The organism is Nioella sp. (assembly GCF_965215655.1).
Taxonomy (GTDB): domain Bacteria; phylum Pseudomonadota; class Alphaproteobacteria; order Rhodobacterales; family Rhodobacteraceae; genus Nioella.
The window spans coordinates 3478519-3499352 of the sequence record NZ_OZ244111.1 but is presented as its reverse complement, the minus strand read 5'-3'; the positions used below and the strand labels follow the sequence as shown (position 1 = coordinate 3499352).

20 protein-coding genes are annotated in these 20834 nt (G+C 64.2%); 8 read left to right on the top strand and 12 right to left on the bottom strand.

The features are described from left to right. Positions 1–38 precede the first annotated feature (38 nt). Genes ACOOEX_RS17410 through ACOOEX_RS17385 form a run of 6 tightly spaced genes read right to left on the bottom strand, consistent with a single transcriptional unit; the run spans position 39 to position 6603 of the window. A complete protein-coding gene (locus ACOOEX_RS17410) occupies positions 39–971 on the bottom strand; it encodes a 2-hydroxyacid dehydrogenase (protein ID WP_420396008.1) in 933 nt (310 codons plus the stop codon). Positions 972–981: 10 nt separating this feature from the next. Continuing rightward, positions 982–2121 carry a rod shape-determining protein RodA gene (gene rodA / locus ACOOEX_RS17405; protein ID WP_420396007.1) on the bottom strand — a complete coding sequence of 380 codons (1140 nt, stop codon included), beginning with the start codon at positions 2119–2121 and terminating at the stop codon, positions 982–984. Further along, positions 2118–4064: a penicillin-binding protein 2 gene (mrdA, locus tag ACOOEX_RS17400; protein ID WP_420396006.1), complete on the bottom strand. Its 1947-nt coding sequence runs from the start codon at positions 4062–4064 to the stop codon at positions 2118–2120. The genes rodA and mrdA overlap by 4 nt, the downstream gene beginning before the upstream one ends. Continuing rightward, the gene (locus tag ACOOEX_RS17395; RefSeq protein ID WP_071689325.1) at positions 4061–4594 is read right to left on the bottom strand and encodes a hypothetical protein; all 534 of its coding nucleotides are present in this window, start codon (positions 4592–4594) and stop codon (positions 4061–4063) included. The genes mrdA and ACOOEX_RS17395 overlap by 4 nt, the downstream gene beginning before the upstream one ends. Next, on the bottom strand, positions 4587–5528 hold the full coding sequence (gene mreC / locus ACOOEX_RS17390) for a rod shape-determining protein MreC (RefSeq protein WP_420396005.1): 942 nt from the start codon (positions 5526–5528) through the stop codon (positions 4587–4589). The genes ACOOEX_RS17395 and mreC overlap by 8 nt, the downstream gene beginning before the upstream one ends. Before the next feature lie 34 nt (positions 5529–5562). Then, the gene (locus tag ACOOEX_RS17385) at positions 5563–6603 is read right to left on the bottom strand and encodes a rod shape-determining protein (protein WP_071689319.1); all 1041 of its coding nucleotides are present in this window, start codon (positions 6601–6603) and stop codon (positions 5563–5565) included. Between the two features lie 274 nt (positions 6604–6877). Here ACOOEX_RS17385 and ACOOEX_RS17380 point away from each other — a divergent pair, with 274 nt between their 5' ends. Then, positions 6878–7867, top strand: a complete 990-nt coding sequence (locus ACOOEX_RS17380) for an acyltransferase family protein (protein ID WP_420396004.1) — start codon at positions 6878–6880, stop codon at positions 7865–7867. 75 nt (positions 7868–7942) lie between these two features. Next, on the top strand, positions 7943–9004 hold the full coding sequence (locus ACOOEX_RS17375; protein ID WP_420396003.1) for an Ldh family oxidoreductase: 1062 nt from the start codon (positions 7943–7945) through the stop codon (positions 9002–9004). A 35-nt stretch (positions 9005–9039) separates the two neighbouring features. Here the strand turns inward: ACOOEX_RS17375 and ACOOEX_RS17370 are convergent, their stop codons facing one another. Continuing rightward, on the bottom strand, positions 9040–10611 hold the full coding sequence (locus ACOOEX_RS17370; protein ID WP_420396002.1) for a 2-isopropylmalate synthase: 1572 nt from the start codon (positions 10609–10611) through the stop codon (positions 9040–9042). A 481-nt stretch (positions 10612–11092) separates the two neighbouring features. Then, positions 11093–11887, bottom strand: a complete 795-nt coding sequence (locus tag ACOOEX_RS17365; RefSeq protein ID WP_420396001.1) for a glutathione S-transferase family protein — start codon at positions 11885–11887, stop codon at positions 11093–11095. 82 nt (positions 11888–11969) lie between these two features. Between ACOOEX_RS17365 and ACOOEX_RS17360 the strand changes: the two genes are divergently transcribed. Continuing rightward, complete coding sequence (locus ACOOEX_RS17360) at positions 11970–12638, top strand: SDR family NAD(P)-dependent oxidoreductase (protein WP_420396000.1); 669 nt, start codon at positions 11970–11972, stop codon at positions 12636–12638. Next, the gene (locus ACOOEX_RS17355) at positions 12635–14164 is read left to right on the top strand and encodes a cryptochrome/photolyase family protein (protein ID WP_420395999.1); all 1530 of its coding nucleotides are present in this window, start codon (positions 12635–12637) and stop codon (positions 14162–14164) included. Before ACOOEX_RS17360 ends, ACOOEX_RS17355 begins: the two co-directional genes overlap by 4 nt. A gap of 11 nt (positions 14165–14175) precedes the next feature. Here the strand turns inward: ACOOEX_RS17355 and ACOOEX_RS17350 are convergent, their stop codons facing one another. Then, on the bottom strand, positions 14176–15678 hold the full coding sequence (locus tag ACOOEX_RS17350; protein ID WP_420395998.1) for a 2-isopropylmalate synthase: 1503 nt from the start codon (positions 15676–15678) through the stop codon (positions 14176–14178). Positions 15679–15867: 189 nt separating this feature from the next. Between ACOOEX_RS17350 and ACOOEX_RS17345 the strand changes: the two genes are divergently transcribed. Together ACOOEX_RS17345 and ACOOEX_RS17340 are read left to right on the top strand one after the other, a co-directional pair. Continuing rightward, positions 15868–17526 (top strand): NAD+ synthase, encoded by a 1659-nt coding sequence (locus ACOOEX_RS17345; protein WP_420395997.1) that lies wholly within the window; start codon positions 15868–15870, stop codon positions 17524–17526. Positions 17527–17736: 210 nt separating this feature from the next. Next, positions 17737–18309 carry a 2OG-Fe(II) oxygenase gene (locus ACOOEX_RS17340; protein ID WP_420395996.1) on the top strand — a complete coding sequence of 191 codons (573 nt, stop codon included), beginning with the start codon at positions 17737–17739 and terminating at the stop codon, positions 18307–18309. Here the strand turns inward: ACOOEX_RS17340 and soxR are convergent. Next, a complete protein-coding gene (soxR, locus tag ACOOEX_RS17335; RefSeq protein ID WP_420395995.1) occupies positions 18306–18752 on the bottom strand; it encodes a redox-sensitive transcriptional activator SoxR in 447 nt (148 codons plus the stop codon). The two genes, ACOOEX_RS17340 and soxR, sit on opposite strands and share 4 nt — an antisense overlap. Positions 18753–18835: 83 nt before the next feature. On the opposite strand from soxR, the gene ACOOEX_RS17330 reads away from it, so the two are divergent. Next, positions 18836–19216: a VOC family protein gene (locus ACOOEX_RS17330; protein ID WP_071689311.1), complete on the top strand. Its 381-nt coding sequence runs from the start codon at positions 18836–18838 to the stop codon at positions 19214–19216. 53 nt (positions 19217–19269) lie between these two features. Next, positions 19270–19704, top strand: a complete 435-nt coding sequence (locus ACOOEX_RS17325; protein WP_420395994.1) for a DUF1801 domain-containing protein — start codon at positions 19270–19272, stop codon at positions 19702–19704. Here the strand turns inward: ACOOEX_RS17325 and ACOOEX_RS17320 are convergent. Together ACOOEX_RS17320 and ACOOEX_RS17315 are read right to left on the bottom strand one after the other, a co-directional pair. Further along, positions 19701–20303: a hypothetical protein gene (locus ACOOEX_RS17320; protein WP_420395993.1), complete on the bottom strand. Its 603-nt coding sequence runs from the start codon at positions 20301–20303 to the stop codon at positions 19701–19703. The genes ACOOEX_RS17325 and ACOOEX_RS17320 overlap by 4 nt on opposite strands. A 37-nt stretch (positions 20304–20340) precedes the next feature. Beyond that, positions 20341–20748, bottom strand: coding sequence for a metallopeptidase family protein (locus ACOOEX_RS17315; protein ID WP_420395992.1), 408 nt, complete (start codon positions 20746–20748; stop codon positions 20341–20343). Positions 20749–20834 lie beyond the last annotated feature (86 nt).

Here is a 20834-nt window from a genome sequence, read left to right as displayed (position 1 = left end):
ACACCCCCCGTGCAGACAAAACGCGGTTTTTGCCGTGCTCAGTAGCCCGCAGACCTGTCCACGAGGTGCAGAAGGGGCGCGCCGGATTCGGACCGCCGGATGTTCTCGGCGATGACCTCCGCTGCCGTTTCGGGACGGGTTTCCGACGCGATATGCGGTGTGACGGTGACCTGTGGATGGTGCCAGTAGGGGTGATCCGCGGGCAAGGGTTCCACCCGGAAGACATCGAGCGTCGCGTGCGCGATCTGGCCATTGTCGAGCGCCGCAAGCAGCGCCTCGTCGTCAATCAGCGGGCCGCGTCCGGGATTGATCACGAAGGCCCCGCGCGGCATCGCGGCCAGGGTGCGGGCATTCAGCGTATTCTGGGTGGCGGGCGTGTCGGGCAGGAGAAGCACCACGATTTCGGCGCTGGACAGGCAGTCAATCAACCCATCTTCCCCGTCAAAGCAGGTCACGCCGGGAATGGACTTGGGATTGCGGCTCCATCCGGTCACGTTGAACCCGAGCGCCAGAATCGTCTCGGCGCAGGCTGCGCCAAGCTCTCCCAGACCCAGAATCGCCACGGTCCGGTTGCGGGCGAGCGGCGGCGCCACCGGATCCCAAAGGCCCGGTGCGCCGGTGATGTGGGCATCCATCCCAAGATGATAGCGCAGCACATGGCCGGTGACCCATTCGCGCATCCCTTCGCGCAGGCCGGTATCGACCATCCGGCAGAGCGGCACGGTGATCGTGGGGTTGCCGATTATCTTTTCCACCCCGGCCCAGAGGCTGAGGATCGCCTTCAGCCGGGGGAAGCCCGAGAAATCCTGAAGGTCGCTGTTGGGGGCATAGACGATGTAGTCGACCTCGGCCGGGGGGGCCTCGGTCACCACGCGGAACTCCGTGAAACCGGCGGTGGCAACGGCGCGGTTGAGCGGGGCCTCGTACTCGCCCCAACTGTCCGGGCGGGCGGCGAAGAGAATGGTCAGCATGTCGGATCCTTCAGCGGGGGCGGTGCACATGTGCGGATTGAACCAACCCGAAAGCGGCCATGAGCACAAGCATTGCCGAGCCGCCATAGCTGACCAGCGGCAGCGGCACCCCCACGACGGGCACCAGCCCCATCACCATCGACATGTTGATGGCGAAGTAGAGGAAGAACGTGGCCGTCACCCCAAGCGTGACCAGCGAGCTGAAACGGTCCTTCGTCTGGATCGCGGTGACGATGCAGAACAGCAGGATCAGCAGGTAGAGCCCAAGCAGGGAGGCCGCGCCGACGAAGCCGAATTCTTCGGCCAGCGTGGGGAAGATGAAGTCAGTCTGCGCCTCTGGCAGGAAGTCGCCCCGGATCTGGGTGCCCTGCATGAAGCCCCGGCCCGTCCAGCCACCGGAGCCGAGGGCAATCTGGCTCTGGGTAATGTGGTAGCCCGCGCCAAGCGGGTCCGAGGACGGGTCGAGAAACGTGTCGATCCGGCGGTACTGATAGTCCTGCAACAGCTGCCACGCGGTACCGCGCGAGGCGAAGACGGCGGTCACGATGCCACCCGCCGAGGCGATGACGGCGGCGAAATAGGCCCAGTGGACGCCCGCGCAGAACATCACCGCCGCGCCGCCCACAAGGATCAGCAGAGCGGTGCCGAGGTCGGGCTGGATGAAGGTCAGGAAGGTCGGCAAAAGGATGATCGCGACCGGGATCAGCACGTAAAGCGGACGCGAGACCTTGCGGATATCGAGCCAGTCGTAATAGGCGGCCAGCAGCATCACCACGGTGATCTTGGTCAGTTCCGACGGTTGCAGGCGCATGAAGCCCAGGTCGATCCAGCGCTGTGCGCCCATGCCGACGGTGCCGAAGAACTCTACCAGCAGAAGCAGGATCAGCGACAGGCCATAGGCCAGCGCCGAGACATTGCGCCAGAACCAGATGGGGGTGAAGGCGACGATCATCATTGCGATTAGGCCGAGCGTAAAGCGCTGCATCTGCGGCCCCGCCCAGGGGCGCATGGAACCACCGGCAACGGAGTAGAGCATCAGGAAGCCCACGCAGGCCACCGCCGTCAGCAGGATGATCAGCGCCCAGTTCAGGTACAGCACCTTGCGCAGCCCCGTGGGCGTGGCCTTCTGGGTGTATTCAAGATAGCTCATGCCCGGACCCGGCCCGTGCTTCGCAGGATCTCCAGCGGCAGCAGGTCCATGTTGTCATGCATCTCTTCGATCTCGCGCCGCAGGCCGACCGGGTAGGCCGAGAGGGGCGGCAGTTCGCCATACATGGCGCGCAGCAGCAGATCGCGGGCAATGGGGGCGGCCACGGTCGATCCGCCGCCGCCATGTTCCACCACGACGCTGACGGCATAGCGCGGGTTTTCGACGGGGGCGTAGCCCACGAAGAGCGCGTGGTCGCGGCGCTCCCAGGGCAGATCCTCGTTGGCGGTGACCCCGGCCTCCCGTTCGGCGGCGGTGATGTTGCGGACCTGACTGGTGCCGGTCTTGCCGGCGATCTCGTAGCCCTCTTCGGTGACGCGCGCGCCAAAGGCGGTGCCGCGGCGGAAATTGATCACCGACCACATGCCCTGGCGGATGACGTCGAGATGCGCGGCGGGAATATCCATCTCGGCGAAGGAATCCATCCGTCGATTGACGCCGTTCAAGGTGCGGACCAGTTGAGGAAGGATCTGCCGCCCGGTGGCCAGACGGCTGGTCATGACCGCAAGTTCCAGGGGCGAGCTGAGCACCAGCCCCTGCCCGATCGAGGCGTTGAGCGTATCGCCCACCACCCATTCGCTGCCCCGGTTGGCCAGTTTCCATTCCCGAGACGGGATCAGCCCCGATGCGACACCTGACAGGGGCAGGTCGTGGCGCATGCCAAGCCCGAGACGGCGGGCCATGGCGGCAATCGCCTCGATCCCGACCCGTTGCGCCAGATCGTAATAATAGACGTCGCAGGACTGGGACAGCCCGTCGACCATGTTCATGCGCCCGTGACCGCCCCGGCGCCAGCAGTGGAAGCGGCGGGTGCCCAGTTCCACGAAGCCGTTGCAGGTGATGGTTTCCTCGGGCTCGATCACCCCCGCCTCCAGCCCGGCCAGCGCGGTGACCATCTTGAAGGTGGAGCCCGGCGGGTAGAGGCCTTGCACGGTCTTGCTGGCCAGCGGGCGATAGGGGTTTTCCGTCAGGCTGCTGTATTCGGCGACCGAGATGCCGCGCACGAAGAGATTGGGGTCATAGGAGGGCGAGGAGGCCAGCGCCAGCACCTCGCCCGTCTCGACCTCCATCACCACGGCAGAGGCGCTTTCATTGCCAAGCCGGGCCTGTGCATAGTTCTGAAGGCCTGTGTCGATGGTCAGTTGCAGGTCACCGCCGGGAACGGGCGCTTCGCGGTCCAATTCGCGCATGACGCGCCCGGCGGAGTTCACCTCGACCCAGAGATTGCCCGCCTCGCCGCGCAGATCCTGTTCCATCCGCGCCTCGACCGCGTAGCGACCCACCTGGAAATCGGGGGTTTGCAGGATCGGGTCGGTGTCGCCGGTGCTTTCCAGATAGTAATCCGAGACCGGGCCCACATAGCCCACGACATGGGCGAAATCGGCACCGAACGGGTAGATCCGCGACAGGCCCACCTCGGGCGTGATGCCGGGCAGGGCGGGCGCATTGACGGCGACCGAGGCGAATTCGTCCCAACTGAGCCGGTCGGCCAGTGTCACGCGCACATGCGGCGCGCGGGCCATCATGTCTTCGCGGGCACGGTTCAGCGAGGCCATGTCGATATTGATAATATGCGACAGGCGGTCCAGCACCGCGTCCACATCCTCGACATTCTCGCGCACCATCACCACGGTGTAATTCTGTTCGTTGTCGGCCAGAAGCTGCCCGTAGCGGTCAAAGATCAGCCCGCGCGCGGGTGGCAGCAGGTCGATGCGGATGCGGTTTTCCTCGGCCAGCAGGCGGAAATCATCGGCGCGTTCCACCTGAAGATAGCGCATCCGGGCGGCGAGAATGCCACCCGTCAGCAGCATGAAGCCGCCCATGATCATGGACCGCCGCGTGATCTTGCGGGCGCTGTCCTCGGCTTCTTTCTGGGATCGTTTCATGGCCGCCCGGGCTCTGATTCCACTACCGGCAACTTATCCAGTCCCAAGGCGAATTTCGAGACCAAGACAACCAACGGGTAGATCACGATCGTGGCAAGCCCTTCCATCAGCGACAGGCCAAGGCTTGGCTGATCGGCCAGCAGCACCCAAAGGATCAGCCGTTGCCCGAGAACCATGGCCAGAATGCAGCCCGCAACCATGCCCCATTCAAAGAGAAACGGGGTTTCCGCGATGCCCGCGCGGCGGTTGCGCAGGTATTCGCTGGCCCCGATGGCCAGCGCGGTCCACAGGCCCGGAGGGCGTTGCAGCAGGAAATCGCCGAGCAGCATCAGAAGCAGGATCAAACCGACCGGAACCGCCATGGGCTGGCGCAGCACCCAGGCCAGCGTGAGGCAAAGAATGAAGTCGGGGCCGGGCAGGCCCGGCGTGCCGGTTTCCAGCGGCAGCAGGCGGTAGAAGATAATGGCGAGGCCAAACAGGACATAGATGGCCCGATAGCCCCAGATCCGGCTTTGCGCGTCCTCACCCATCGGTGGACTCGTCCGTGGTTTCGGTTTCGGCAGTGGCCTCGGGGTTGGGGCCTGTCTCCTCCGTCGTAGGCAGTGGCCAGGGCGGGCCGATCAGCCCGCCGGGATCGGACAGCGAGGTGCCTGGATGGCTGCGCATCACCCGCAGGAAATTCAGGCGAGAGAAATCGGCAGAGGGGCGGGCGCGCAATCGCCCGTCGCGATCCACCACCACATGGCCCACCAGCAGGCCGGGCGGGAAGACGCCGCCATCGCCGGAGGTGACAATCCGGTCACCCGGAGAGATATCCTCGATATCCTCCAGGAACTCCAGCAGCGGCAGGCCGGTATTGTCGCCCATCAACAGCGCCTGCTGGCTGGAGGGCATGACCGTGACCGGAACGCGGCTGGCGGCGTCGGTCAATAGCACCACGCGGGCGGTGTTCTGGCCCACGCCCGATATGCGCCCCACAACGCCGAGCCCGTCCATCGTGGCCCATCCGTCCAGAATGCCATCGCGTGCGCCGACATTCAGCAGAACGGACCGGCGGAACGGGCTGCCGCTGTCGGCCAGCACCAGCCCGGTCACATAGGTCAGTTCCGGGTCCAGCTGCACCCGGTTGAGGTCGAGCAGGCGGGCGTTTTCCTGTTCCAGCTGCAAGGCCGCTTCACGCCAGGCGCGCATCTGTTGCAATTCCCGCCGCAGTTCCTCGTTCTGTTGATAGAGCCGTGTGTAGGACTGGAAGTCATCCACCATCCGGCCGAAGGCGGTGACCGGGGCCATGACCCATTCGAGGTTCGGCACGATCCGGTCGGTGATGGCGCTGCGCAGCCGCTCGACACGGGGATTGTCGATCCGCCAGATCAGGACCATGACCGCGAGGCACAGGAACAGGACCGCCAGCAGCAGGCGCCGGACGGGTCTGATGTGGCTGCTGTCGGAACGCTCTCGGGCCATGGCATCCTGTTAACGGGGCCGCGTGGGGCGGCGATCAGCTGTCGTAGTCGATAGCGTGGCGCAGAAGGTTTTCGTATTCCAGTGCCTTGCCGGTGCCAAGCGCCACGCAGTTGAGGCTTTCGTCGGCCACGGAAATGGCCAGCCCGGTCTGTTCGCGCAGGGCGAGGTCAAGTTCACCCAGGAGCGCGCCCCCACCGGTCAGCATCACGCCGCGATCCACGATGTCGGCTGCAAGGTCGGGCGGGGTGGCTTCCAGCGCGCCCATCACCGCTTCGCAGATCTGCTGCACGGGTTCGGCCAGCGCCTCGGCCACCTGGGCCTGGCTGATTTCGGTTTCCTTGGGCACCCCGTTCAACAGGTCGCGCCCCCGGATCTGCATGGACGCGCCGCGCCCGTCATCGGGCATGCGGGCGGTGCCGATAGAGGTCTTGATCCGTTCGGCCGTGGCCTCACCGATCAGAAGGTTCTGCTGGCGGCGCAGGTAGCTGATGATCGCCTCGTCCATGCGGTCGCCCCCGACGCGGACAGATCGGGCATAGACGATATCGGCCAGCGACAGAACCGCCACTTCGGTCGTCCCGCCGCCGATATCGACGACCATGGAGCCGGTCGGGTCGGTGATGGGCATGCCCGCGCCGATGGCCGCGGCAATGGGTTCCGCGATCAGGCCCGCCTTGCGCGCCCCTGCCGACAGCACCGACTGACGAATGGCGCGCTTTTCCACGGGCGTTGCACCGTGGGGCACACACACGATGATCTTGGGCTTGGTGAAGGTGGTGCGCTTGTGAACCTTGCGGATGAAGTGCTTGATCATCTCTTCGGCCACGTCAAAGTCCGCGATCACCCCTTCGCGCATCGGCCGGATGGCCTGGATGCTGCCCGGCGTCCGGCCAAGCATCAGCTTGGCGTCTTCGCCAAAGGCCAGCGCCTTCTTGACCCCGTCCTTGATCTGGTAGGCCACAACGGAAGGTTCGTTCAGGACCACGCCCTTGCCCTTGACATAGACCAGCGTGTTCGCGGTTCCGAGGTCAATGGCCATGTCCGCGGAAAAGAGGCTGCCGAAAAGTCCGAACATGGTTGAGGAGATCCTGCTTCTATGCGCGCGATATGGTTTATTAGCACCTGCGAGAGACTCGGGCGCAAGCGGCCCCGCAGACCGCATCGCATATAGGCCGGTGGGGTAGGGCAGGTAAAGGCTTGCTTTGAAAGAAATCAGCGCATTTCCGCCGTAGGCCGTCCAGAGATGGCCATGAATAATTCCACATTTCGGGACAATGAAAGCAAACTTGGGCCCTAGGGGTGAACCCCGATATTGAGCAGACATGGATGAATCGAGGATCATGGCAGACATGACCGCATCCCGGCATGTGCAGATACCCTCCGCCAGCACGGCAGGAGGCCTGAGGAATGGGGGCATCGACGCCGCCCGGCTGGTGCTGGCGTTGATGGTCGTCATGGCCCATTGCGCCAGCCTTCAGGCGGTCAGCCCGGCGGCGCATTTCTATTTCAACAATGGCTTCGCGCGGGTGATCGTGCCGTTCTTCCTGCTGACCACCGGCTATTTCTTTGACCGGCAGATGGCGAAGGGTATTGGCGCGTGGGTCTGGCGCGTGATGCGCGTCTACCTGGGTTGGAGCCTCGTCTTTCTGCCCTTCATCCTGTTCTATCAGGAAATCAGCCTGTACCGGCTGGGATTGACGCTGTTCTTCGGCTTCTTCCACCTGTGGTATCTGCCGGCGCTGATCGGCGGGATGATCCTGCTTCATGCCGCACGGAACCTGTCCGACGGGGTGCTTATGACGCTGGCGGCGGTTCTGTTCTGCATCGGTGGGACGGTGCAATATGCCGAGAATATCTTCCTAGACCTGTCCGCCATGCGGAATCCCTATGACCTTCTGGTTCTGACCCGGAATTTCGTGTTCTACGGCTTCCCCTTCCTTGCGCTTGGCCTGCTGATCGCGCGAGGGCGGTTGCTGGCCGGGATCGGCCCGAGGCGGCGTTTTGCGTTCCTGCTTCTGGCGGTAGCGATGATGATCGTCGAAACCACGCTGGAATATCGCAGCCTCGATCCCGACGCCTTCTACGACCTCACTTTTTCAGCCTTCGTTCTGACGCCGGTTCTGTTTGTCTCGGTCCGCGATCTGCCCCTGTCCCTGCCGGGGTTCGACCCAAGGCGAATCTCGATGGTCGTCTATCTCAGCCACCCTCTGTACCTGCTGCCGCTGCGCGAGATGACGGGATGGGGACCGGTGCCGCTGACGATTGGCACTTTTGCCCTGACCTTCGCCCTTGCACCTGTCTGGATGTGGATCGGGCAGCGCCTTCGAATTCTGCCCTGACCGCGTAAAAAAGCTGCTGCGAAAGCCGTACCGCTGTGACACCGTTCGGGGCGGAGACCTCAGAAAGACAGTCGCATGGCCCAACAGTCGGAAATGCACGGAAAACTCAGTGTATTGGACCGGGTCGCCGTCGCCCCCGAGGAGGCGGCGCGCGTGGCCTGCGGGCTTTTCGAGGCGGCGGGGGCTGCGCCCGACATGGCGCGAGAGGTCGCCGATCATCTGGTCGAAGCCGACCAGTGCGGCGTCGAATCCCATGGCATCGTGCGGGTGCTGCAATACACGCGGGAGATGCTGGACGGAACGCTCGACCCAAAGGCGCGGTCCGAGATTCTGCGGCAGGAGGGCGGGCGGCTGACGGTGCAGGCCCATGGCGGAATCGGCATTCCCGCGATGCGGATCGCGCATGAGGTTGCCGCCGAGGCTGCGCTGGAACAGGGCCTGTCAGCGGTCGGTGTCCTCGGGGCCGGGCATACCGGGCGGCTTGGGGGGTTTGGGGAGATTGCAGCGCGGCGTGGCTGCCTGTCCATCGCGCTTGGCGGCGGCAACCGCAAACGCTGGCGGATGGTGGCCCCTTTTGGCGGGCGCGAGGCGCTGTTGCCGACCAATCCGTTCTGCATCGCCATGCCGGGCGGCGACCGGGGGCCGGTCGTGATCGACATTGCCACCTCGCAGGCGGCGGGGGGCTGGATCTACGCCGCCCGCGCGGCGGGGGTGGACCTGCCCGAGGGGTTGATCGTGGACCGCCATGGCGCGCCCTCCCGAAACCCCGAGGATTACTTCAACGGCGGCGCGATCCTGCCCAAGGGCGGGCCTTTGGGCTATGGCCTCGCGCTGATTGCGGAACTGGTGGGCGAGGCGATGCTGGGGCCGGTCCTGAAAGGCGAGATCAACTGGCTGGTGCTGGCGCTGGATTGCCGCCGTTACCACGAAGCCCCCGCGATGCAGGCGGTGGCCGAGGAAATCCTGGCGGAAATCCGGGTGTCTGCCCCCGCCGAGGGGCGCGGGCCGGTGCAGGTTCCAGGTGAGCGGGAGCGCGACCTTTGCGCCGCCGCGCAGGGAAAGCCGCTGATGGTGCCGGGCAGGATCTGGTCCGCGATCGAAGAGATAGCGCAAGAGATGGGCGCCGAGCCGGAATGAAAACGGCCGCCTTTGTGGGGCGGCCGCTCCGGTGATCAGTTCACGTCCTTGTAGGAGACTTCGCGCTTGTCGCTGCCTTCGCCCAGCTTCTCTCGCCGGACGATCAGGCGGTTCAATGCGTTGACGTAGGCCTTGACGCTGGCCACCACGGTATCGGTATCCGCCGATTGCCCGGTGGCGATGCGCCCGTCTTCCTCGATCCGGACGGTCACGGTGGCCTGCGCGTCCATGCCCTCGGTCACGGCGCTGACCTGATAGAGCTGCAAGGCCGCCTCGTTCGGGTAGAGCGCCTTCACCGCGTTGAAGGCCGCATCGACCGGGCCATCGCCCTGCGCCGTCGCCTGATGGTCCTTGTCGCCCACGCGCAGTGTAATGTCGGCCGATTGCGGCGCCTCGGTGCCGCAGATCACGCGCAGGAATTTCAGTTCCAGATGATCCTCGGTGCCCGCAGCGGCGGCATCGGTGACCAGCGCGATCAGGTCGTCGTCGAAGACCTCTTTCTTGCGGTCAGCGAGCGTCTTGAACCGCACGAACAGATCGTTCAACTGGTTGTCGACCATGTCGAAACCCAGGTCCTTGAGCTTCGCGCGCAGCGCAGCCCGGCCCGAATGCTTGCCCAGAGGCAGCGAGGTCCCGGCAAGGCCCACATCCTCTGGCCGCATGATCTCGAACGTGTCGGCCGATTTCAGCATCCCATCCTGATGGATGCCGCTTTCATGGGCAAAGGCGTTCTTGCCGACGATGGCCTTGTTGGGCTGCACAGCAAAGCCCGACACGGTCGAGACCCGGCGCGAGATATGCATGATCTTGGTCGTGTCGATCTGCGTGTGCCACGGCATGATGTCATTGCGCACTTTCAGGGCCATCACGACCTCTTCCAGCGCGGTGTTGCCGGCGCGTTCGCCCAGACCGTTTATGGTACATTCAATCTGGCGCGCGCCCCCTGCCACGGCCCCAAGCGCGTTCGCCGTCGCCATGCCAAGGTCATTGTGGCAATGGGTGGCGAAGATCACCTCGTCGGCGCCGGGCACTTCCGCGATCAGGCGGCGGATCAGGTCGGCCGATTCTACCGGCGCGGTATAGCCCACGGTGTCGGGTATGTTGATGGTGGTGGCGCCCGCCTTGATGGCGATCTCCACCACGCGCGCGAGGTAATCCCATTCCGTCCGGGTCGCGTCCATCGGCGACCATTGCACGTTGTCACACAGATTGCGGGCGTGGGTCACGGTTTCATGGATGCGGTCGGCCATTTCGTCCATGGTCAGGTTCGGAATGGCGCGGTGCTGGGGCGATGTGCCGATGAAGGTATGGATGCGCGGGGAAACGGCGTGTTTCACGGCCTCCCAACAGCGGTCGATATCCTTGTAATTGGCGCGCGCGAGGCCGCAGATCGTGGCGGATTTCGCCAGCTTTGCAATCTCGGACACGGCGGCGAAATCGCCTTCCGAGGCAATGGGAAAGCCTGCTTCGATGATGTCGACGCCCATTTCGTCCAGAAGCGCTGCAATTTCGAGCTTTTCGTCATGGCTCATGGTGGCGCCGGGCGACTGTTCGCCGTCACGCAAGGTGGTGTCGAAGATCAACACGCGATCTTTGTCGATGGTCATGGGGGTATCCTTGGTCTTAGCCAGATTGTCTTGTGTCGTTTCGGCGCTGGTTCCCCCCTGAGCGGTCGCGCCGAAAGGCACGCTCAGAGGCGGCTAAGGAGAAGAAGAGCGCACAGGTCTAGGCCGCCCGTCGGGGCGGTCAGGGTCGTGATATGGCCGTGCGTCATCATGGGGCACATATTACGTGCGGGAAACCGGATGGAAACCCCCTTTTTGCTTTGTTGGATTAGGATCGGATGTCACCGCGGGTACAAGCCTTTTGACGACGGGCCGCGGTGCGGCGATCCGGGCGTAGAGAGGCAGCGCTTTATGCCGGCCAAATCCACGTATGATCAGATCGGGGCACCAAGCCCCACCAAATCGCCGTGCCGGGGGGCGGCCCGTCGATGCGCGGCAGCCTTCGGCCTTGATTCCGCGCGGGCTAGTCATCTGGCCAACTCAACAGGTGCGGAAGAGGCATTAATATCTGACCGCCAACCCCTCAGACCAACCCAAGCTCCGCATCGCTGGCGATCCGGTCGTATTTGTCCTTTGGCGGCATCGGGCGATCCGGCCAATCGGGCGTGAAGGAAAAGCTCGACACCTGCCGCCCCTCGGGCAGCGCGCCGTTTCCCGCCCCGATGGCGTAGTCGTAGTAGAGTTTCACGATCTCGTCGTAAGACACCTGCTGCGCGGCGGGGTGGGCGAGGCAGGCGTCGCGCCAGCGGCGGACGCGGGCGAAGCGGAGCTCGTCGGGGATCTCGAAGCCCTCGTAATAGTCGAGAAACCAGAAGCGCATCATCATCGGGGTGAAGACCAGCTCGGCCAGCCCGAAATCGTCAAACAGCCACAGACCGCCGGGATTGTGATGGTCGAGGAAATCCGACAGCCACGCGTAGTGATCGAGCATCTTGGCCCGGAACTCCTCGGTCTGCGCCCGCTCGCGGTTCATCACCATCATGTAGCCGGTCATTGTGAAGGGCCCCTCGCGGGTGATCATCATCCGTTCCACGGCGCGCTCGAACGGGTCGGTGCGGGCCACGGGCGTATTGGCAAACCGCTCCTCCACGTAGCGCATGATGACGAGGCTTTCCTTCAGGATGCGCCCGTCTTCGGTTTCCAGCACGGGAAGTGCCGTGGTGCCGCGCGTCTTGGCCAACAATTCCGGGTCGCGCGGCTTAGTGATGTCCACGACGCGGAATTCCACCGCGTCGCGCAGGCCCTTCAGCTCCAACAGGATCTCGATGCGCTGTGAAAAGGGGCAGACGGGAATGTGATAGATGATGGGCTTGGTCATGGCGTGTCCTGTTCCTGTGGTGGGTACAATGGAGGGGCAATGCGCGATTGACCAGAGCCATGGGCGCATTAGCTCCCTTTCCATGACACAGGACAGAACACTTATCATCGGCGCCTCTGGCGGGATCGGCGCGGCACTGGCGGACGCGCTGGAGCCGCGCGGCGAGGTCGTGCGGCTCTCGCGCCGTGCTGACGGGCTGGACCTGACCGACGAGGCCAGCATTGCGCGGGTTCTGGGCGTGCAGGAGGGCATGTTCGACCGGGTTCTGGTCACGACGGGCGCCTTGCAGATCGACGGGTCGGAGCCGGAAAAGACCATCCGTGCGCTGGACCCAGCCGACATGGCCGCGCAGTTCGCGTTGAACGCGATTGGGCCTGCTTTGGTTCTGAAACACCTTCTGCCGCTGGTGCCGCGCGACCGGCGGTCGGTGGTCGCCGTTCTCTCGGCGCGGGTGGGGTCTATCGGGGATAACCGGCTTGGCGGCTGGATCAGCTATCGCGCGGCGAAGGCGGCGGTGAACCAGATCCTGCGGACCTCGGCAATCGAATACGGGCGGCTGCGCAAGCAGGCGATCCTTGTGTCTTTGCATCCCGGCACCGTGCAGACGCGGCTGACCGGCCCCTATCTGGCGCGGCACGGATCGGTGACACCCGAGGAGGCGGCGCAAAACCTCATCCGCGTGATCGACGGGCTGACGTCAGAGCATACCGGCCAGTTCTTTGATTGGGCGGGCAAGGCGGTGCCGTGGTGAGCCCGCGTCTGGTCCTGGTTCTGGGCGATCAACTGACACCCACGGTGGCGGCGCTGAAGGCGGCTGACCGGGCGCGCGACGTGGTGGTCATGGCGGAGGTTGCGGTGGAAACGGATTACGTCCCGCACCATCCCAAGAAGATCGCCTTTCTGTTTGCGGCCATGCGCAAGTTTGCGGCGCGGTTGCAGACGGACGGCTGGCGCGTGGCTTATACCCGGCTGGATGACCCGGAGAATGCTGGGTCCATCGGGGCGGAGTTGCTGCGGCGGGCGGAAGAGGTCGGTGCGACCGAGGTTCTGGTCACGGAACCCGGCGAATGGCGCCTGATCGAGGCACTGCGGGATCATCCTTTGACGGTTCGCCTGCTGGAGGATGACCGGTTTATCTGCACCCATGCGGAGTTCGAGGCGTGGGCAAAGGGCCGCAAGGCGCTGCGGATGGAGTTCTTCTACCGCGAGATGCGGCGCAAGACGGGCCTGCTGATGGAGGGCGACCAGCCCGAGGGCGGGCAGTGGAACTACGACCATGACAACCGCAAGGGGCCGCCCAAAGGGCTTTTCGGCCCGGTGCCGCCCCGGTTCGACCATGACGACGTGACGGAGGAGGTGCTGAACCTGGTTGAGACACGGTTCGACACCCGTTTCGGCAACCTGCGGCCCTTCTGGTTCGCCACCGAGCCTGCGCAGGCGGAGCCGGCGCTCGATCACTTCATCGCGCACGCCCTGCCCAAATTCGGCGATTATCAGGACGCGATGGTGACCGGGCAGGACTTCCTCTTTCATTCGGTCCTGTCTGTCTACATCAATGCCGGGCTGCTCGACCCGCTGGAGGTCTGCCGCCGGGCCGAAGCCGCCTATCGCGCGGGTGACGCTCCGCTGAACGCTGTGGAGGGGTTCATCCGCCAGATCATCGGCTGGCGTGAATTCGTGCGGGGGGTCTACTTTCACGAGGGGCCGGATTACGCGCAACGCAACGTGCTGGACCACAGCCGCAAGCTGCCGCCGGTCTACTGGGGCGGCGAAACCCGGATGCGATGCATGAAAGAGGCTGTCGGCGTCACCCGGCGAGAGGCCTACGCCCACCATATCCAGCGGCTGATGGTGACGGGCAATTTCGCCCTGCTGGCCGGGATCGACCCGGGCGAGGTGCATGAATGGTATCTTGCCGTCTACGCCGATGCCTATGAATGGGTCGAGGCGCCCAATACCGTTGGGATGAGCCAGTTTGCCGATGGCGGTGTTGTCGGGTCGAAACCCTATGTGTCATCGGGCAACTACATCGACAGGATGTCGGATTACTGCAAGACCTGCGACTATGGCGTGAAGATCAAGACCGGCCCGGATGCCTGCCCGTTCAACCTGCTCTACTGGCACTTCCTGATCCGCCATCGCGACAGGTTTGCTCAGAACCCGCGCATGGCCCAGATGTATCGCACCTGGGATCGGATGGCGGACGACCGCCGCGCACAGGTCCTTGCCGACGCCGATGCACTCTTGAAGCGTCTGGAGCAGGGTCAGCCCGTCTAAGCCCGCCTTGCCTACTGCGTCTCGGCATCCTCAGTCGCGCCGGCATCGCCGGTGGCTTCCGCAGGCGGTTCGGGGGTGTCGGTTGCCTCGGCAGGCGCGTCAGTGGCCTCTTCCTCAGCGGTGCCCTCCGTGACCAACCGGCCCTCTTCCCACATGCCCTGAACGACGCGCGCTTCCTGGTCCTCGGTGGCGGCGTAGGTCATGGTGCCCGCACCCTGCCGCGTGCCGTTCACGAAGCGGCCCTGATAGACATCGCCATTGGCATAGGTGGCACGGCCGGTGCCGTTGATCTCTCCGCCCTGCCATTCGCCGGTATAGGTGAAGCCGTCTGGCATTGTCAGCGTGCCTTCGCCTTCGCGCTGGCCCGCGACGAACCCGCCCTCGTAGACCGTTCCATCGGCATAGGTGGCAATCCCCTGCCCGTGGCGCAGCCCGTCGGCCCAGGCCCCTTCGTAGCGGTAGCCATCGGTATAGGTCATGACGCCCTGCCCATGCTGGCGGGCATTCATGAACTGACCTTCATAGACCAGTCCATTGGCATAGCGCGCGACACCGAAGCCCTGAATCACCCCTTCGACCCATTCGCCGTCATAGGTGGACCCGTCTTCATAGGTAATCATCCCGCGCCCATGGGCGAGGTCGTTGCGGAACGCGCCTTCATAGACCGAGCCATCGGGATAGGTGACTGTGCCGGTGCCCTCGATCCGCCCGTCGATCCACTGGCCGACATAGAGATAGCCGTCAGCCCCCCGGAACTCGCCCTGACCATGGCGGCGGTCATTGGCAAAGGCGCCCTCGTAACGGTCGCCATTGGCATAGCGCACGATGCCCTGACCCTGCCGCTGGCCGTTCACCAACTGGCCTTCATAAACATCGCCATTTGGCTGAGTCAGCGTACCGGTGCCGTTGATCTGACCGGCCTGCCACTGGCCTTCGTAGATGACGCCATCGGGCATCTCCAGCCGGCCCTGACCCTGCCGCTGGCCGTTTTCGAAATTGCCCTCATAGACCGCGCCATCGGGGTAGGTGATGCGGCCCGCGCCCTGTTTCAGCCCGTTCACCCACTGGCCTTCGTAGCGATAGCCGTTGGGGCTATCCATCGTGCCGGTGCCATGATGCAGCGCATTGCGGAAGCCGCCCTCGTAGCGCACGCCATTGGCATAGAGCGCCACGCCCTGACCGTTGATCCGCCCCTCGGACCATTCGCCCTCATAGGTCGAGCCATCGGCGAAGGTGATCGAGCCGAAGCCATGGGGCCGTCCTTCGGCAAAGGCGCCTTCATAGATCGAGCCATCGGGGAACACCGCGCGCCCCTGGCCGCGAATTTCGCCATCGACCCATTCGCCGGTATATTCATAGCCATTGGGCAAACGATAGGTGCCGGTCCCATGCTGGACTCCGTTGCGGAATGTGCCCTCGTAGATCCCGCCACCTTCGTACATGTGGATCTCGACCTCGCCGCTTTCCTGCGCCCAAGCGGCACCGGACAGCAACAGCGCGGTGCTGCCTGCCATGAAAACGCGGTGTAGGAAGCCCTTACCTGCTTGGCCCACCATGTGCCCCCTTTGAGGTTTTCGTTGCCCGTGTCGCCGGTAAACCTAGTGGAGGGGGATTAACCTCGCAATGTCTTTTGGTCCGGGTGACTTGGCGGCGGGCGGTGATCTGCTAAAAGGCGGCTTGATACCGACCCGAGGCGAGGCCCCATGTCCGACAGATTCCGAGTAACACTCGCGCAGCTCAACGCCACCGTCGGCGCGCTGGAAGCCAATGCCGCAAAGGCGCGCGATGCCTGGGCCGAGGCAAAGGCCGCGGGGGCGGACCTGATCGCCTTCCCGGAAATGTTCGTGACCGGCTACCAGCTGCAGGATCTTGTGCGCAAACCCGCCTTCGCCGCCGATGTGGCCCGCGTGGTGGAAAAACTTGCTGCAGAATGCGCCGATGGCCCGACCATCGGAATCGGCGGACCGTGGCCCGGCGGGGACAAGCCCTTCAACGCCTATTTCATCCTTCAGGACGGCAAGGTGCAGGCGACGGTGCTCAAGCATCACTTGCCCAATTACAACGTCTTCGATGAGAAGCGCTATTACCATGCGGGTGAGATGCAGGGACCTGTTCAGGTGGGCCCGGTGCGGATCGGCTTCCCGATCTGCGAGGATTGCTGGTTCGAGGATGTCTGCGAAACGCTGGAAGAAACCGGGGCCGAGATTCTGATTTCCCCCAACGGATCGCCCTATCATCGCGGCAAGATGAATATCCGACAGGCGGTGACCGTGGCCCGCGTGATCGAGACCGGGTTGCCGCTGGCCTATCTGAACCTGACCGGTGCGCAGGACGACCAGATCTTCGACGGGGCAAGCTTCGTGCTGAACCCCGGCGGGGCGCTGGCCGTGCAGATGCCCTTCATGGACGAAACACTTACCCATGTGGACTTCACCCGCACCGCCGATGGCTGGCGCGCGGTCGAGGGCGAAAAGGCGCATCTGCCTGATGAATGGGAGGCTGACTACCGCTGCATGGTGGACTCGGTGCGCGATTATCTGGGCAAGACGGGGTTCAAGCAGGTGCTTCTGGGCCTGTCGGGCGGCATCGATTCCGCCATCGTGGCGACGATTGCCGCCGATGCCTTGGGGCCGGAGAACGTGCGCTGCGTGATGATGCCATCCGAATACACCTCGACCGAGTCGCTCGAAGACGCCGCTGCCGTGGCACAGGCGCTCGGCACCCGGCTCGACACGGTGCCTATCTCCGGCCCCCGCGCCGCGATGACCGAGGCGCTGGCGCCGCTCTTCGCGGGAAAAGACCCGGACCTTACCGAGGAAAACATCCAGTCCCGCCTGCGCGGTGTCATCCTGATGGCGCTGTCGAACAAGTTCGGGGAGATGCTGTTGACCACCGGCAACAAATCCGAGGTCGCCGTGGGCTATGCCACGATCTATGGTGACATGGCGGGCGGCTACAACCCGATCAAGGACATGTACAAGACCCGCGTGTTCGAAACCTGCCGCTGGCGCAACGCAAATCACCGCCCCTGGATGCTGGCCCCGGCGGGCGAGGTCATCCCGCCCCGCGTGATCGACAAGCCCCCGACCGCCGAGTTGCGCGAGGATCAGAAGGACGAGGACAGCCTGCCGCCCTACGAGGTGCTCGATGTGATCCTCGAGATGCTGATCGACAAAGAGGCCTCGATCGCCGATGTCGTCGCCATGGGCTATGACCGCGACACGGTGAAGAAGGTCGAAAGCCTGATCTACATCTCGGAATACAAGCGCTTCCAGTCCGCTCCCGGCGCGCGCCTGACCGAACGCGCCTTCTGGCTCGACCGCCGCTATCCTATCGTCAACCGCTGGCGTGACCCGAACTAGCCCCTTTCAGCTTGGCCCAAATATCTCGGGGGGGTCGCCCTTGGGCGACGGGGGCAGCGCCCCATTCTTTCTCTTACGCCAATCATCGCGCGGCGCAGCCGCGCGCGGGTCGACGTGCCGAAGGCACGGCGAAAAACCCGTCGCAATCTGCCTCTCCGGTCACAAATCGGCGCGACGGATTACGTGACATCTGACATCCGCGGGGATCACATGATAGACCTTCCCGCTCCCATGATTCAGATCCACACCGTCACCGCCGCATTCACCGCCGAAGACTGCGCCCGTATCACCGCCGTGGCCGATGCCGCTCCTGCCCAGGACGCGGGTCTTGTGCGCAATGCCACCGATCATAACCTGCGTCGGGCCGATCTGGTCTGGCTCGACGAGGTGGCGGAGGCCGATTGGGTGATGGACAAGATCATCGCGCTCGTGCGCGAGGCAAACCGACAGGTCTATGGCTATGACCTGACCGATTTCGCGGAATCCGCGCAGGTCGCTCACTACGGCGCTGACCGGGAAGGACATTTCGACTGGCATTCCGATATCGGTGACGGACGGCTTGCATCCAAGCGCAAACTGACCATGGTGGTGCAATTGTCAGAGCCATCCGCCTATTCCGGCGGCAAGCTGGAACTGATGCCCGGTGCCGGCATTGTCACGGCCGATACGGCCCTTGGAACCGCCACGCTGTTTCCGTCCTTCGTTCTGCACCGGGTCACGCCTGTGACCGAGGGCGAGCGCAAGTCACTCACCATCTGGTGCCACGGGCCCGCCTTTCGCTAGCCGTCGATGATGTTGCGCGGGCCCGCCCCGCGTGCGCCCTTCTCATCATCGGGATTGTAGAGCGCGCAGCTTTTCAGGCTCAGGCAGCCGCAGCCGATACAGCCATCGAGCCTGTCGCGAGTGCGCTGCAACCGGTCGATGCGCTGATCCAGAACGGCGCGAAACCGGCGGCTGATGCGTTCCCAGTCGGCCTTGGTCGGTGTGCGCCCCTCGGGCAGCTTGGCCATTTCTTCGCGGATCTCCGACAGGGAAAACCCAAGCTCCTGCGCGATCTTCACGAAACTCAGCCTGCGGATGTCGGACCGCCGGAACTGCCGTTGGCCCGCGGCGGTGCGGATCGGATGCACCAGCCCCTCGGCCTCGTAATAGCGGATGGCGGACACGGCCATGCCGGTGCGTTCGGCAATTCGGCCAATGGGCAGCATGTCTCCGGGTCGGCGCATGAAAAAAATCCCTTGAGCTAAAGTCAACTTTAGCAATTACACCATGAAACCAGAAAGCGAATCAACCGTGAAGGAGACCCGATATGACCGCAGCTTTTCTGGAACATGTGAACGTGACCGTCAGCGACCCCCGCAAGGTGGCCGACCTGCTGGTCGATCTGTTCGGATGGCGCATCCGCTGGCAGGGCGAGGGCAAGGGGGGTGGGCTGTCCATCCATGTGGGCAATGAGAACAGCTATGTCGTTGCCTACAGCCAGGGTGGCCAGATGAAGGCCCCCGACCGCTATCGCACGCCGGGCGGGCTGAATCATATCGGCGTGGTGGTCGAGGATCTCGACGCGGTTGAGGCGAAGGTGAAGGCGGCGGGCTACACGCCCTTCAACCACGGTGATTACGAACCTGGTCGCCGCTTCTACTTCGACGGGCCCGACAATATCGAGATCGAGGTTGTCAGCTACGCCTGACCCTTCGCTGGCGGGCCAACTGCTGCTACTCTCCCGTGGCAGGAGGCCCGCCCATGCCCAAGGCAGAGAACAAGACGACGATTACGCCCGTCGACCCCGTCGACTTCATTGCGGCGGTCGAGCATCCGACCCGCCGTGCTGATGCTTTGGTTCTCGACGGGCTGTTCCGGCGGGTGACGGGATTCCAGCCGCGCATGTGGGGACCTACCATCATCGGCTATGGGCAGTATCACTACATCTATGACAGCGGACGAGAGGGCGACTTTCTGGCCACTGGTTTCAGCCCCCGCAAGGCGAACCTGTCGATCTACATCCTGCCGGGCTATGCAGATTTCGGTGATATTCTGAACCGGCTCGGCAAGCACAAGACGGGCAAATCCTGTCTCTATGTAAACAAGCTGGCCGATATCGATCTCGTTGTGCTGGAGGAACTGATCCGCGCGGGGTTGGACGACCTTGGACAACGTTGGGCGGTAGAGCCGACCTAGCGCAGCAGGCTGTCGTCCGCGATCATGCAGGGCATCGGGCGCGAGTACAGGCCGGTCAGCACGACTTGCCCCGCAGGGGTGATCCCCAGATCAATGGTGCCCTCCGCGCCGCGTCCGCCATAAACCACGTTGCGCGCGGCGGAGTCTCGGGTCAGCAAGGCATAGCCGGGGGATATCCAGATCGTCGCCGGGTCGGTGTCGAAGCGGGTCAGCCGGAAAGGCCGCGCGAATTCCGGGCAGAGCAGATCGACTGGCCCCCGTGTCAGACCCGCGCGTTCCCCGTTCAGATAGGGGCCTTCCAGAAGCTCCGCCACGTGGCGGGCAGCAATGGGCAGCATGCAGGCAGTTGGGACATCGGTTCCAAGACAGGCATCGAGTTCAAGATAGACCATCTCGGCCCGCAGCCCGAGCGCGGCCCAGGTGCCAGGGTGCAGACCGGGCGTTTCGCGGGTTTCGGCTATCAGCGCCTCCATCTCCAGAGTAACGGCTCGGGTCAGCGGGTCGGAACAGGCCTCGGACCAGAAGGCGCGGGGGGATTGCGTACAGGGGTCGGCAAGGGCCGCGCCGGTCATCAGGAAAAGGCAGAACAGAATACGCATGGGATCAGCTTGCGTGCCGCGCCGCGCGGGTCAAGCGTTACTCCCACCAGGGGTCGATTTCGGCGATATCCGCGTCGGACCAGCCGAAGTGATGGGCCAGCTCATGCACGAGGACATGCCCGATCAGGTGGCCAAGGGGGATATCGCCCCGATCCGCCCATTCCTCCAGGATCGCCCGGCGAAAGAGCCAGATCACATCCGGCCCCATCGGTTGATCCATCACCGACTTCTCGGTCAGCGGGATGCCTTCATAGAGCCCGGTCAGCTCGAACGGGTTCTCGATCTCCAACGCGTCCAGCATCTCGTCGCTGGCGAAATCCTCGACCCTCAGCGCCACCTGCATGGCCGCGCGCCGGTAAGGTTGCGGCAACGCCTCTCGCGCAGCCTCGGCCATCGTCTCGAACGCTGCAAGGTCGGGTGGTGTAAGAAGGGCCAAATCGGTCATGCGACTTACATGCGCCGGGTTGCCTGAAATGGGAAGGGATTTGGTGACTTGAGGCGTGCGATCCGTGTAGGCTTCAAGGATCAGTG